The organism is Dietzia sp. DQ11-38-2 (assembly GCF_014145055.1).
Taxonomy (GTDB): Bacteria; Actinomycetota; Actinomycetes; order Mycobacteriales; family Mycobacteriaceae; genus Dietzia.
This window is the reverse complement of the sequence record NZ_JAALDW010000530.1, coordinates 182-13,198: the sequence shown is the minus strand read 5'-3', so window position 1 is coordinate 13,198 and position 13,017 is coordinate 182. Positions and strand designations below refer to the sequence as shown.

Sequence of the window (13,017 nt, the reverse complement as noted above, 5' to 3'; positions counted from 1 at the left end):
GCCCCCTTGGCACGCCCTCACCGCGGGGGTTGCGCGCCCTCTCCGGCTTGCGCGCCCCCTTGGCACGCCCTCACCCCACTTACGCGCCCTGAATGGTCCATTCCGGACGCGCAAGTCCGGGAGCACGCCACCGAGGCGCCCGGTCCCGGAGCCGGGCGGCCGGCACGGGGCCCTCAAGGCTCACACCAGCACCGCGAGCCACAGCGGCCTCAGATCTCGGGCAACCGATCCGCGCCCCAACTCCCGTGGATCAGGTCGGTCACCCGGGCGACCTCCTCGGCGGAGACGGTGTCGGTCTCACCCGGCTCCAGGGCGTCGAAGTGGAAGATGTACAGGCGGGAGAGGAACTCCTCGAACGGCAGCGACGACTCGCCGAACCGCTCCCCGCTGCCGGCGGTGCTCACCACCACGCCGTTGCCCCAGTCCTGGCCGCTGTCGTTGTTGGGGTTGAAGAAGTAGACGCGCATGGTCTCGTCGGGGTCCAGCGCGACCCGCAGGATCGTGATGGCGTGCCAGCCCACGAACCGGCCCGAGCTGTCGGTGACGGCGACGCCGGCGGGTTGCGGGTGGATCAGGGGCTGGTTCCCGTTGTGGAACGGGTGGTAGCTGCCGTAGAAGTGCCGCACGAAGTCCTCGAGGTCGGTGAGCCGGCCGGACTCCACGTCCACGTTGATGCGGAATCCGCGAGAAGCCCACCAACCATGGAACTCGGGGTTGACCCAGCGATGCGGGTCGCCCGCGCGATCGCTGCACAGCCGGCCCATCTCCGCGTAGATGCGGTCCAGGTGCGGCACCACCAGAAGCGACACCGGGTCGAGGTCCACGGGCAGGGTCTCCGCCAGGCCCGCCTCGAGCTCGCGGGAGGACAGGGGCCGGCCCTCGAAGTGCATGACCACCTCGTTGTCCCGCGCCGCCCACGCGATGGTCTGCAGCAGGTAGTCGGGATCGTTGTACGCCCACATCGACAGTGCGCGGGCGGACTGGCAGGTGGGGTTGTCGCCCTGCCCCACGCCGAGCGGCTGGCCGAGCATCGACAGGGTCCCGGCCAGCAGCCAGATCCGTCCCGGCCGGGCCGGACCGTAGGCCAGCGCCAGACGCTCGTTCGCGTAGCCGGACAGCGGTAGAGCCAGCAGCCGCCACAGCGCGGGCCCGACGGCCGGCTGGAAGAGGATGCCGCGCTCGAGCAGCAACGCCAGTCCGTAGACCGACTGCGCGGTCTCGGGATGGACGGCGGCGTCGATCAGCGCATCGACCAGGCCGTGGAAGCACAGCAGGCTCTCGCGACCGGTGCTCGACAGGCCGAGGGCCTCACTGAGCAGGAAGCTGCCCTTCTCGCGGAGGAACCGCAGCAGGACGGGGTGGTACGCCGAGACCAGGCCCGTGTCGTGCATGGACCGCGCGAACCCGGCGGCCTCGTACTGCAGGGCCCCCTCGTCCATGGACTCCAGGCGGGAGCGGTAAACGTCCACCCCGGGGTCCTCCCGGCTGGCCTCGGTGGTGCCGTAGATGCTGCTGATCAGCCGGTCGACGCCGAAGCCACCGCTGCTGGTGTCCACCTCGGGGTCGTGGCGTGCCACCGCGAGCTGGGTGATGGTCTCCTTGATGTGGTCGACCTGGATCGGGCGTTGGCGCAGGATCCGCCAGATCTCCTCGACCAGCTGGTCCAGGACGCTGTCGTAGCCGATCTCCCCGGCGATGTGCGCCAACGACGTGCGGGTCACCTTGGCCATCCGGCCCTGTTGCACCCGTTCCGCCTCGGTGGCCGCCGTGAACAGCAACGCGGCGTTGGTGGCCAGGACCTCCTTGAGGTGCTGGAGGGCCTGCTCGGCCGACACATCGGGGTGCGGGTAGTCGCCCCGGGCCACCGCGGCCAGACGCAGGTCGCTGACGATCTCCATCACGGCCGTGTCGGCGTTGGGGCTGCGGAGCGACCCCGTGCTCAGCGCCGGAACCAGTGAACTCGGCGATGCCCAGTCCGTCCCCTCGTACAGTCCGGCGGACTCGAGCTCCCGGGCCATCGACTGCACGGCCCGGGCACCGCCGTCCTGGAGGAGGACCAGGCGCAGGCCGTCGAGCACGCGCCGCTTCGGCGTGGTCTTGCCGACGTCTCCTGCCTCGGCGAGGGCCCTGGTCGCGTCGACGAGCGAGGCCACCCGCTTGTCGAGCACTCGCGTCGCGGTGGGCGCATCGTCGGCCACTGGCTCATCGTCGGCCACTTGGTGTCACTCTCCACATCCACGGGCGACGGTGCCCGCCCTCGGTACCGTACCCACGTCGTCGGACCGGATGGCCGTCACACGTAGAAGTCGAGTTCCTCCTGGCGCGCCAGGAGGGTCCGCATCTCGTAGGCGTCGTCGCCGAAGAAGTAGACAAGCCCCCAGTGGGTGCCGAAGGCGGTCCGCTTGGTGACGGTCTCCTCGAGCGGTGCGGTGAGCTCGTGGGATTCGAAGTACTCGTGGTCCTCGGTCTCTTCCGGGATCTCGAGCGTGGAGACCACGCGCCGCCGCGGGTAGACGCCGAAGCAGCCCGCGTGACCGGTGGCGTCGACGACCTCGCGCGGGAAGAACGACGTGATCTCCTCCTCGGTGGTCTTGGGGTCGAACGCGAGCACCAGGCCCTGGTAGGCGTTGAAGCCATAGGCGCGCTCGAGCAGCTCGAAGACCTTGAACCCCGGCGGGCGGTAGGCCACCTCACCGAAGTACATCTCGCCGTCGCTGGTGACGAAGTACTCGGGGTGCACGAAGCCGAACTTGATGTCGAAGGTCTTGATGAGCTTCTCGATCTGCCGCGTGATCTCCGGGCGGTAGCGCTCCAGCTCCGGCGAGGCCGGCACGAACACCGAGTAGCCCAGGGTCACGTACTCGGAGATGTTGAGAAAGACGATCTTCCCGTTGTGGATCCAGGCCTCCACCGCGAACTCCCAGCCGTCGAGGTGGGACTCCATGAGGACCGGGAACTCCTCGTCCGGGATCGTGTCGACCTCGTCCGGGGTGCGGATGACGCGGTGCCCCAGGCAGCCGGCCTTGTCGAAGGCCTTGAGGTGTATGGGGTCGTTGGGGTCGCCGTCGAGCTTGAGCAGGGTCTGGTTGACGCGCTTGAGAAAGCGGATCACGTCGTCGCGCTCGTGGGCCTCCTCGAAGATCCCCACGCGGATCCCGCCGAGCTGGGCGCGGCGCTTCATCAGCGCCTTGTCCCGCAGCAGCAGCGACTGGCCGTACAGGGTGGGGTTGTCCATGAGCATGGAGTTGATGGCCCCCGCCCACTCCACGGTCTCCTCGAACAGCGGGATCGCCACGTCGACGCCCATGTCCTTGAGGGTCTCGGCGATCTCCATGGACCGGTCGTTGAGTCGCTCGAAGTTCCAGGGGACGAACGGGATGTTGTGCTGCCGGCAGTAGTCCTCGGCCCAGTCCGGCGCCACCACCACATAGCGGCGGTCAAACCGGTCCACCGCGTCGACCGCGTTCGGTGCCCAGCCGAGCAGCGCCACGTAGCCCTTGGAGGGGTCGCGTCGCGACTCGTTGCCGTCCTGGGTCGCCAGCGAACTCCTGTCCGCCGCAGTGGTGGTCGTGTCTGCTGTGGAGATCTGCACGCGGTAACTGCCTCCTGGGTCGGGGCGCGGGCTGGTGGGCCACCAACCTACCCAAGAGGGAGCGGCACGTGCCGGGGACGCCGGCCGCCCAGGTGAGGTGGACCGCCGGGCCTACCGACGTATCACCGTGTCGAGCCAGTCGAACGCGCGCTGGCTGAACAACGCTGCCGCCCCCGCTTCGTCGTGTTCGCCGGCGCCCTCGGCGTTGGTGAACTCGATCATCGTCTTGGGCGCGGTGAGGGCGTCGAAGAATCTCTGCGCGTCGAGGACGCGCGGGTCGTTCTGGCCTACGGTCAGCAGCACGGGGCAGTCGATGCGGTCCGCGATGCCGTCCAGGGTGAACTGCGTCAGGTCTCGCAGGTAGTCGACGGGGGTCGCGCATCCGTGCGTGAGCATCCCCCGCCCCACGGAGAAGGCCAGTCCCGGCGACTGCGCCATCCCGGCGCGGACCGCCGCGTTGAGGTCGTCGTCGGCCTCCCCGGTGGCCAGGTCGTCGCGGTGATCCTCGGGGAGCAGCAGCGCGGCGTTGGCTCCCGGGGCGTACTGCGGGGCGTCGGCGATCACGGCGGCCAGGCGATGCTCCGCGGTGGCGGCACGGGGCGCGAGATGCCCGCCCCAGCTGCGGCCCAGCGCCGCTATCCGGGTGGCGTCGACCTCGGGACGGGCGACCAGCCAGTCGACCTGAGCGGTGACGACCGCCTCCCAGTCGTGTCGGAAGTGCAGGTCGCGCTCGACCAGTGCCGCGCCCTGACCGGGGCCGTCCATCATGAGGACGGCGTAACCGCGCCGCAATGCAGCGACGCCGCCGGCGACGTACGTCTCCTCCATCGTGCCGTCGTATCCGCCGACCAGGATCACCGTGGGGAACGGTCCCGGGCCGGGCGGGGTCGCGAAGTAGCCGTCGAGTTCGGTTCCCTCGTACGGGACCGCGATCTGCTGGAAGGGATGGTCCGTCAACTCGGCCGCTCGGCGGAAGGCGTCCCGTTGGCGCGCGTTCGCCGTGACGAACCGGGGATCCATCGGCGGCGCGTACATGAAGACCCCGGAGATACGGAAGTACGTCGCCGCACGGAGGAATCCCTCACGCGCGCTCACCCGGTGGCCGGCGGCGAGGCTCGCCTCCGCATCCGCGAGGATCCGTTCGCCGAGCGCGTTCCACTCGGCGTTCCAGGCGTCCCTGTCCCCTTCTGGGATCCTTCGGGCGGTGATGAACGCCTCGCCGACGTCGGCTCCGCCCGACGGGATGGTGTCGAGCACGCGGAGGAACTGGCCGTCGAATCCACTGTCCGAGAAGGCCAGTCCGGTGAGGGTGGGTGCGTCGGGGCGTCCATCGCCATCCACGGCAGGGGTCGTCGCATCCGATGGAGTGTTACTGGCCATGTCCGCACCTCGCCATTCCCGCTGGTCACCCCTGGTCTCATCCCCGCCACCATCATCGCTCACCCCACCTCTGTCCCGGGCGCGAATCATTCGTGATGCTGTGGCCGCCGGTTCACCGACGCCGGACGGTGATCCGCCCTCCTCGGTGCGGAGCGAACGCGACGCCGCGGGAGTGCCACTTCTCGCCGCGATCGGTGGTCGGGACGATCTCGTACATGCTCAGCAGGGTGCGGAGCACGACGTCCATCTCCATGGTCGCGAACGCCGCTCCGATGCACCGCCTGGTCCCGCCGCCGAACGGCAGCCAGGCCGGCGGCGGCGTGGTGTCGAGGAAGCGGGTCGGGTCGAAACGTTCGGGCTGGGCGAAGTGCGCGCTGTCGTCGTGCAGCAGCGAGATCGCGACCAACACGTTGTACCCGCGCGGGATGCGCCACGGGCCCAGGTCGAGGTGCGGCGCCTGCACGTGGCGCCCGGCGAGATCGATGACCGGCCGGCTGCGCTGCACCTCCAGGATCGTCGCGTGCCGGTAGCCGGCTCCCCCGTCGTCGACCTCGGCGACCAGCTCATCCAGCACCGCGGGGTTGCGGCTGAGCCGCTCCAGCGCCCAGGCGAGCGTCGTCGCGGTGGTCTCGTGTCCCGCCACGAGCAGTGCGGTGAGCTCGTCGCGGATCTCCTCGTCCGTCATGGACGAGCCGTCGTCGTAGGTGCTCTGCAGCATCATCGCCAGGATGTCGTCGCGCTCGTCGAGTCGGTCGTCTCGGCGGCCCCGGGCGATGAGGGCGGTGATCGCATCGTCGTACTCCGTCTTGTAGCGGGCGAACCGAGCGCGCGGGCCCACCGACCCCACGCGCACCGGCAGTTCCGGGGTGATGACCACCGCCGAACCGGCCTCCACCATGGGCGGGATGACGCGGCGCAGCGTGACGAGCTCGTCGTCCCGCGCGCCGAACACCGTCCGGATGATGATGTCCAGCGTGATGCGGGTCATCGACGGCAGGGAGGCGAACGGCCGGCCGACCACCCACGAGCCGAGTTCGCGCCGGGTCTCCTCCTCGACGACCGCCTCGTAGCCCGTGATGCGCCTGCCGTGCAGGGGCGGTGTGAGCAGCTTGCGGTGCCGACGGTGGTCGGTGCCCTCGATCGCGAACATCGACTGCTCCCCCAGCACCCGTCCCAGATTGGGGTCGATGTTGGTCAGCGACTCCTGGGGGGCGGTGAACAGTGCCTTGGCCAGCGCGGCGTCCGAGATCACCACCGCACGCCCGTAGATCGGCAGGTGCACGGTGACGGCGTCGCCGTATCTCGCCTGAAGCCGCTGGAGCACTCTGCGCCGGGCGAGGCCGAAGCCCACGCCCTGGACCGACCTGGGCAGCGAGGGCCCGGGCGGGAGCAGGGGTGCGCGGTCGTCGGCGGTCAGGCGTGTTGCGGACGCGGCGGGAACCGACCTGTCCGTCGTGCTGTCCATGGCGTCGCATCCTCGGCCTCGGGTGGCGTGCGGGGCGCCGTTCAGCCTACGTGCCGGAAATGCGGTGGTGGCCGCAGTTGGTGCGACGACGACGAGGACCTCCCCAACCGATCGACACCGCCCCCAATCCGCCGCGACCCCGGCATCGAATCCCGGATATGCACTCCGCGTCGCAGTCCCCGCGCCCCACCGACTTCCACGTCGCGGCGGACGGCACGGACGTGGCAGGGCTCTTCGCCGATCCCTGGGGCATCGACGCCGGGCACGGCTCGCCAGCGCCGGCGGAGTCCGACCAGTCCGATTCCGAGCGCGGGGACTTTCTCGGTGCCATGCGCGCATCGTGGGACGACTGGATGCCCGTCGCCACCACGGGCTGGGGCGCGGTGGTGCTCATCATCCCGTTGCTCGCGGCGCATGCCCTGGTCTGGGCATTCGGCGGGCGCCGGCCCCGCTAGGTGCGCCGACCCGTCGAGCTGCTCAGCCTCGCCCCAGCCGCCACAGGATGGTGCGCTCCTTCGACCGGGCCGCGTGCAGCGGATCGGCACTGTCGGCGGCGCGTGGATGCCGAGGTGTCGTTTCACTCGTCCCGACCACCGTCAGCCCGGCCGCGTCGATGCGGCTGAGCAGGTCATCGCGGGTGCGCAGGCCCAGGTGTTCGGCGAGGTCGGACAGGATCAGCCATCCCTCGCCCTGCGGGGTGAGGTGATCGGCGAGCCCGCTGAGGAAGCGGTGCAGCACGTCCGAGTCAGGGTCGTAGATCCCCTGCTCCAGAGCCGAGGTCGGGCGGCCGGGAATCCACGGCGGATTGCACACCACCACGTCGGCCCGCGCGGTGTCGCGCGCCTCGTCGTCGCCCGCCTCGCCGTCGTCCGCCTCGTCGTGGACATCGGGCCACAGGTCGGCCTGCACCACGGTGACCCGGCCCGCCAACCCCAGCCGATCCACGTTGTCCCGGGCGCACTGCACGGCCCGCGGGTTGATGTCGGTCGCGACCACTTCCCGCGCGCCGCGCCGGGCCAGCACCGCCGCGAGCACTCCGGTCCCCGTGCCGATGTCCCACACGACGGGGTGGTCGATGCCCTGCGGCCAGGAGGCGTCGGCGACCAGGTCGATGTACTCGTCGCGGGTGGGGGCGAAGACGCCGTGGGCGGGATGGATCCGAGCCCCCAGGGCGCCGACCTCGATCCCCTTGCGGTGCCACTCGTAGGCGCTGATCACGCCGAGGAGCTCGGGCAGCGAGACGAGAGTCTCCTCGCCGACGGAATCGCTCGACACCTCGGCGGGCTGATCGACCGGCTGCCCGTAGGCGTGAGCGCAGGCCTCGCGCGCGTCGGGCGCTCGGCGCAGGCTGATCGAGTAATCGGGCTGCAGGGGGATCAGGATCTTGCCCAGAATCGCCGCACGCTCCGCGCGCGCCTTCCGGTTGGCGAGGAAGACTTCGCCGGGGTCGGTGGACTGCGGTGCCCGGGACGCCCGCTTCTCGAGGCGACGGTCGAGAGCGCGCATGAGCTGCCGGGCGTTCTGGAAATCCCCCCGCCACAGCAGGCTTGATCCTCTCTGGGCGATTCTGAGAGCCTTGTCTGCGGCGATGTCGTCGGTGATCACGACGATTCCACTCGGCGCCGGTGCGGCGTTCTCGGAGCGCCAGAACCCGATGCGCTGGGTGCCGCTCTCGTTCCACCTGAATGTCGTCATGGCGCGTCCAGGGTATGGGCGTAAGAGAGCAAGTGAATCCTTCGAACTGGCGCGCACTCGCCGGCATGGCGAAAGCACGGATACGCGACACGGCGACGAGACGAGAGTAGCGCCGTTCAGGGCTTACCCGGTGCACACCGCCGACCCCGCCTCCACCGAGTCGAGACCACGCCTGTGTGCGTGGGCCGCATCGGCCTCACCGACTCGGCGGCGCTTCCCTCCTCATGGACTGGCGCACGCCGGTCGCCGAGCCGTTCTTCGCCGCGACGCTCGCCGATGCGAGTGGCGTGGCTTATCTCCGGCGGTACCGGGGGTGGGGCGGGCGCATCGTGGACTACTGGGATTAAGCCATTGGCGATGACGACGAGGGCTCCTCTCACGTCAGCCCCGACGACCTCTCGGCCTTCGTCTCGAGCCTGTCCCAGGCGCGGACCGGCCGAATGCGGGATGTGCTCACCACGATCCAGGCCGATCAGGACGCCATCATCCGTTCGGACGACACCGGTAGACCGTGAGGTACCCCTTCGTGAAATAGGAGTTGATTCCCCGATTGCGCAAACAGTCTCGAGAACCTCAAAACTGAGCTCAAACGCGGTCTAACGCTACCGAGTTACCTACCCAACTCCGCATCCGGGTTCTTTCCAGTGGGGGCGGTCATGCAATACCCTCAGAGGTATGACGATGGGTGGACGTGGGGCGGGCGGCGATAAGATTCAGTGGGATAAGCTGAATCAGCCTTGGTTCGACCGAATTGTTGAGACTCTGCTTCTTCGGAAGCTTCGAAGCGTGGCCGAAGTTGAAATACTCGATGGCAGAGGTGGCGATGGAGGCAGGGACGTGTCCGCTACCTACCCCGACGGTCGCCACGTTATTTACCAGTTGAAGTATTACCCCGAGGGAATGTCCGGTGGCCACAGGCCGCGTAGGACCGACGTGAAGAAGTCGTTCAAGCGAGCAGTCAACTTGCATGAGCCGCAAGACTGGATTCTTGTCACGCCCAGAAACTACTCCGACCCCGAGATGCAATTCTTGCGCAAGTTGCCAGATGAAACTCCTGCCGGAAAGCGCGCGCCCAAGGTTCAGTGGATCGGACGCGGAGGCCTGGACCAAATGCTTATCGAATTTCCTGAAGTTGATCGATGGTTAACCCTCGATCACGTTAAGGCAACTCGCGAGGTCTTTGAATGGGAAAGAAGAGCGTTCCTTGATTCTCCCGCCAGCGACCTCGCCGGAAGATTAGGCGCTCTTGGTGAGTTAGTCGATGCTACGGATCCTGACTGGACGTGGGACTTCGAGCGGCGTGAAGGCTTGACGATTCAAACGTTGCGAGCGCAGCATGACGAAGCGGCGACGCGTAGCCCCATCAGTATCACCTTCACCGCTGCGTTCGGACACGACTTTGCGGCAGACCAAGAAATTCGGCGGTCTATCGAATATGGATCGCCAGAGCGCATAGAGATCCCGGGCTCGGCGATCACAGAGTTTGATGTGTCGGGACCGAAGCTTATGAGCGATATGCCCGACCCGGATCTTCTGGTGATTACGAGCATTCCCGCCGATGACGTGCCCGCAGTTGGCATGCTTGTGGAACTCCGGTTTATTGAGTCAGGTGAAACGGTCGCGACCGAGGAGGGGACGGTCACCAAGGTCCACCGTGGCACTCGGGGCGTGACCACCGTTTTGTCGTTCTGCAGCGATCGACTCACGGTGAAAGCGCAGTTCACCTACCAGTCCTCGCCGAGCACCACTACGTTTGAAGTCGGGTGCAGAATTGAGGGGCTTAGTGCGCGAGCCGTTGCCGACCTACTCCGGACTGTTTCGAGGATAAGAACGTCAGGCGAGGTTCAACTCTATCTTGATGGCCGGTTCCTAGCTAAATACGGCCACCCCGGTGGCGCAATTGCTAAGGAAGACAGTGACCTAGACGAGATTCTCGAATTCGCGGATGACCTCGCTTGTGTTCTCGAGTACACGCGGCAGAACATGACTTTTCCGAAAAGATACACCGTGTTGGATCGGGTCCACGCGCGCGTCGCAAGACTGTTGATCGACGGTTATGTCGTCGCGTCACCTTTGGTACGCGGAGTAACGGCAAAGGTTGCCGATGACGTAGAGCCGTCTGCAGAAATTCGCAGCCTGCTCACACTGAGGCGATACGCACGATGGCAGGCTGGCTCCTACTTGGTTCCGATCGCTGGGAGAAACTTCAACCTCGGCCAATTCGTGGCGGTTCATCCCGAGTCATGGATTGAGAACGGTGTCGCGGCCTTTAAAGATCTGGAGCAAGGGAAAGTCAACTCCGGCCAACTAGTCGTCAGGCCGGGTGACGACCCATATTTTTTCGCCTACCTACCAGACTCTGATCTAAGGGATTACGACGATCGATTCTTCGCCGAATGGGACCTTGATGGCGTCGAGGAACCGTGGTTAGACCGGCCATGGCTTTCATTCGAGAACTCAGAAACCTAGCTTCCTGGCAGAAATGCGCGATGCTAAGAATTTGGGTATCAGACTGTTGCGGCCAGTGAAAGGCTGATGCTGCAACTCCATCGGATTGGAGATCCTCTCGGGACCGCCACTCAGGTCACCGTCTCGCTGCCATTACCCGAACCGACCCATTCCGCACCGATGGATCAGTTGACCGCAGCGCACTAAACGGGTTTGAACTCCGCCTCAGCGGCACTTGTCGATGACCCCACCGCGGATCATAGCCAGTGGCCCAGCCGCGACCCCGTCGTTCTCGCTCGTACACCATCAAGCGTTGAGTTAATAGTGCCGCTTAGTAACCCAGTTCCCCGGCGGCCCTAGGGGCGATCTGCAAACTCTCGATACGCGCTATTCGGTAGCTCGAAATTCGTTGACTTGTTGACCTTTCTCGGACAGTACATCACTTTCCGACGGCGGAATTTTGAAAATCAACTTTATCCCGTTTTTCGCCGCAAGTTTATCCAATATGTTGAGGTGTTCTGGGCTAGATGGAGAGCCCCCCCACGTTGCGATCACAGAATTTGCCGTATGGTAATCCAAGACTACAGGGAGACTCATCAATCCGATATAATGATCGGCTTCCTTCATAAATCCGGTCAAATCGGGACGCTTCTTTCTATTTTCATTCCCCACGCCGCCAAACCAACCTCCTTCGCGCTCATTAATTAATTCGCGATAGGCGATTGAACTGGCGTTTCGCGCTTCCAGTTCTCGCGCATTCTGTTCGTTAAAGTAAATGTGGCGCAGCTGGGCGACACTGTCAGTAAGAAGATCCACCTTAGCTTCAAGCGGCGATTCGTTAGCGTCCGGCTCGTTGGCCTTTATAGTCAAACCAAAGTGGCGCCACAAAGGATTTTGGCCACTGCAACTTGAGGCGCTATCGGAAATGTGACGGACTAGACGTTCCTGTTCATCTTCAATCTCCCAGCCGCGCAAGCTGGAGCTATAAATGTGAGTGTTAATTCCAGATGTATCGAACGGCAGCGACGTGTGGTCGTCTCTAACTAAAGCCACTGGAAGATTCAGAGATGTCCGAACACCGAGTTCAAAAAAAACATTCGGATTATGCCGACTTAAATCGCATAGTACCAAGTCCGCATTACTAAGGTGGGATATTATCTGACCGTGAATCAAATGTGACCCCTGCGCTGCTGGCCGGATTGCAGTAAACCCTGCTCTTTCCACAGCCTTTACGAACAGGCTTTCAATCACGTGCTCCCAGTGATCTGGGTCCTCGTAGAACTTCGCCTCCTCATCATGGGTGGTAATCGGCATCGCTATGAAGCACGTAGGCCGGGGATCCGGCGGTGGCTCTTTGGAAGTCCTATGGGGAGCTGACATACACATCACAGTATTGGATCGTGCTCGAGGCAGCCGGGGCTAGGCAAAAATCGCCTGTCCGTGAGCGAGGTGGCGGGCCTAGGACGTGGTGGCAGGGATGACTTCATCGTGTCAAGCTCTCCCAGATCGCGAGGGACTTCGGGATCCACTACACCACGCTGTACTCGTGGATGAAGAAGGCTGACTTCGAAGACGTTGAACGCCCCGGCGCCACCGCAGTCCAGACGGCTGAGCTACGTGAGGCGAAGAAGCGGGTTAAGACCCTCAAGAAAGAAATCAAGGTCCTGAGGCGGGCCGCGGCCTACTTCCCTCAGGCCCATCTACTGGGAAAATGAGCTACCCGCTCATCCGTGATCTGGCCGCTGACTGGATCCCCGTAACGGTGACCTGTCGGGTGCTCAAAATCTCCCAGCATCCCTACTATCGCTTGCTCAAGTGCCCGATCACGCCGTCTGCACTGGACGAGGCCTACCGCGCCAACGCCCTTTTCGACGCCCACCGTGGCGACCCAGAGTTCGGGTACCGGTTCCTCATGATAGAGGCTCGTGACGCTGTTGAGCCGATGACCGCACGCACGGGGTGGAAAGACTGCTCCGGGAATGGCTGGTGGTCGGTGTTCGGGAAGCGCAATAGTGGTGCGAAGAAGCCCAGTCCAACGGTCCATGACGACCAGTGCGCTGTGGTCGATGAGAAGGGCCGCACCCGGCACAAGTTCACCGCTGAGGCCGCGAACCGATTCTGAATCGGTGACAATACCGAATACTGGACGAATGAGTGGAAGTTGAACCTTTGCGCGTTCAAGGACGTCTACTCCAACAGGATTGTCGGATACCCCATCGACTCGCGGATGAAGTCACGCTTGGCCCTCGCGGCCCTGGACAACGCTGCTGGCCCGCGTTGTGACGTCGCCGGGTGTGTCGTCCACACCGACGGAGGGTCCCATTTCAAGAGCCGGAGATTCGTGCACGCCTTGAACCGTCACGACATGGTCGGATCCATGGGCCGAGTTGGAGCGGCCGGCGACAACGCCGCCATGGAATCGTTCTTCGCGCTGCTA

General features: G+C 65.3%; 10 protein-coding genes. 4 read left to right on the top strand and 6 right to left on the bottom strand.

The window, feature by feature from the left end:
- Nucleotides 1-209 precede the first annotated feature (209 nt).
- The 4 genes from G6026_RS16865 to G6026_RS16850 form a co-directional block, all read right to left on the bottom strand.
- Nucleotides 210-2,198 carry a hypothetical protein gene (locus tag G6026_RS16865; RefSeq protein WP_182613846.1) on the bottom strand — a complete coding sequence of 663 codons (1,989 nt, stop codon included), beginning with the start codon at nt 2,196-2,198 and terminating at the stop codon, nt 210-212.
- Between the two features lie 95 nt (nt 2,199-2,293).
- Nucleotides 2,294-3,592: a carboxylate--amine ligase gene (locus G6026_RS16860; protein ID WP_309230136.1), complete on the bottom strand. Its 1,299-nt coding sequence runs from the start codon at nt 3,590-3,592 to the stop codon at nt 2,294-2,296.
- A gap of 111 nt (nt 3,593-3,703) precedes the next feature.
- On the bottom strand, nt 3,704-4,972 hold the full coding sequence (locus G6026_RS16855) for an alpha/beta fold hydrolase (protein ID WP_182613845.1): 1,269 nt from the start codon (nt 4,970-4,972) through the stop codon (nt 3,704-3,706).
- A 112-nt stretch (nt 4,973-5,084) separates the two neighbouring features.
- Entirely contained in the window at nt 5,085-6,437 is a 1,353-nt protein-coding gene (locus tag G6026_RS16850) for a cytochrome P450 (protein WP_241725845.1), read from the bottom strand.
- A gap of 158 nt (nt 6,438-6,595) precedes the next feature.
- On the opposite strand from G6026_RS16850, the gene G6026_RS16845 reads away from it, so the two are divergent.
- The gene (locus G6026_RS16845) at nt 6,596-6,892 is read left to right on the top strand and encodes a hypothetical protein (protein WP_107756874.1); all 297 of its coding nucleotides are present in this window, start codon (nt 6,596-6,598) and stop codon (nt 6,890-6,892) included.
- A 22-nt stretch (nt 6,893-6,914) separates the two neighbouring features.
- Here G6026_RS16845 and G6026_RS16840 read toward each other — a convergent pair whose 3' ends face one another.
- The gene (locus G6026_RS16840; protein WP_182613844.1) at nt 6,915-8,132 is read right to left on the bottom strand and encodes a class I SAM-dependent methyltransferase; all 1,218 of its coding nucleotides are present in this window, start codon (nt 8,130-8,132) and stop codon (nt 6,915-6,917) included.
- Nucleotides 8,133-9,065: 933 nt separating this feature from the next.
- Between G6026_RS16840 and G6026_RS16835 the strand changes: the two genes are divergently transcribed.
- The gene (locus G6026_RS16835) at nt 9,066-10,601 is read left to right on the top strand and encodes a hypothetical protein (RefSeq protein ID WP_182613843.1); all 1,536 of its coding nucleotides are present in this window, start codon (nt 9,066-9,068) and stop codon (nt 10,599-10,601) included.
- 366 nt (nt 10,602-10,967) lie between these two features.
- Here G6026_RS16835 and G6026_RS16830 read toward each other — a convergent pair whose 3' ends face one another.
- On the bottom strand, nt 10,968-11,894 hold the full coding sequence (locus tag G6026_RS16830; RefSeq protein ID WP_182613842.1) for a hypothetical protein: 927 nt from the start codon (nt 11,892-11,894) through the stop codon (nt 10,968-10,970).
- Between the two features lie 191 nt (nt 11,895-12,085).
- Between G6026_RS16830 and G6026_RS16825 the strand changes: the two genes are divergently transcribed.
- Both G6026_RS16825 and G6026_RS16820 read left to right on the top strand, forming a co-directional pair.
- Complete coding sequence (locus G6026_RS16825) at nt 12,086-12,295, top strand: transposase (RefSeq protein WP_182613849.1); 210 nt, start codon at nt 12,086-12,088, stop codon at nt 12,293-12,295.
- Entirely contained in the window at nt 12,292-12,702 is a 411-nt protein-coding gene (locus tag G6026_RS16820; RefSeq protein ID WP_182613841.1) for a hypothetical protein, read from the top strand. Before G6026_RS16825 ends, G6026_RS16820 begins: the two co-directional genes overlap by 4 nt.
- Nucleotides 12,703-13,017: the final 315 nt, after the last annotated feature.

Bases quoted from the DNA above. Each gene is read 5' to 3' on its own strand.
- G6026_RS16855 (WP_182613845.1), bottom strand. From the start codon at position 4,972: ATGGCCAGTAACACTCCATCGGATGCGACGACCCCTGCCGTGGATGGC.
- G6026_RS16850 (WP_241725845.1), bottom strand. From the start codon at position 6,437: ATGGACAGCACGACGGACAGGTCGGTTCCCGCCGCGTCCGCAACACGC.
- G6026_RS16845 (WP_107756874.1), top strand. From the start codon at position 6,596: ATGCACTCCGCGTCGCAGTCCCCGCGCCCCACCGACTTCCACGTCGCG.
- G6026_RS16840 (WP_182613844.1), bottom strand. From the start codon at position 8,132: ATGACGACATTCAGGTGGAACGAGAGCGGCACCCAGCGCATCGGGTTC.
- G6026_RS16830 (WP_182613842.1), bottom strand. From the start codon at position 11,894: ATGCCGATTACCACCCATGATGAGGAGGCGAAGTTCTACGAGGACCCA.
- G6026_RS16820 (WP_182613841.1), top strand. From the start codon at position 12,292: ATGAGCTACCCGCTCATCCGTGATCTGGCCGCTGACTGGATCCCCGTA.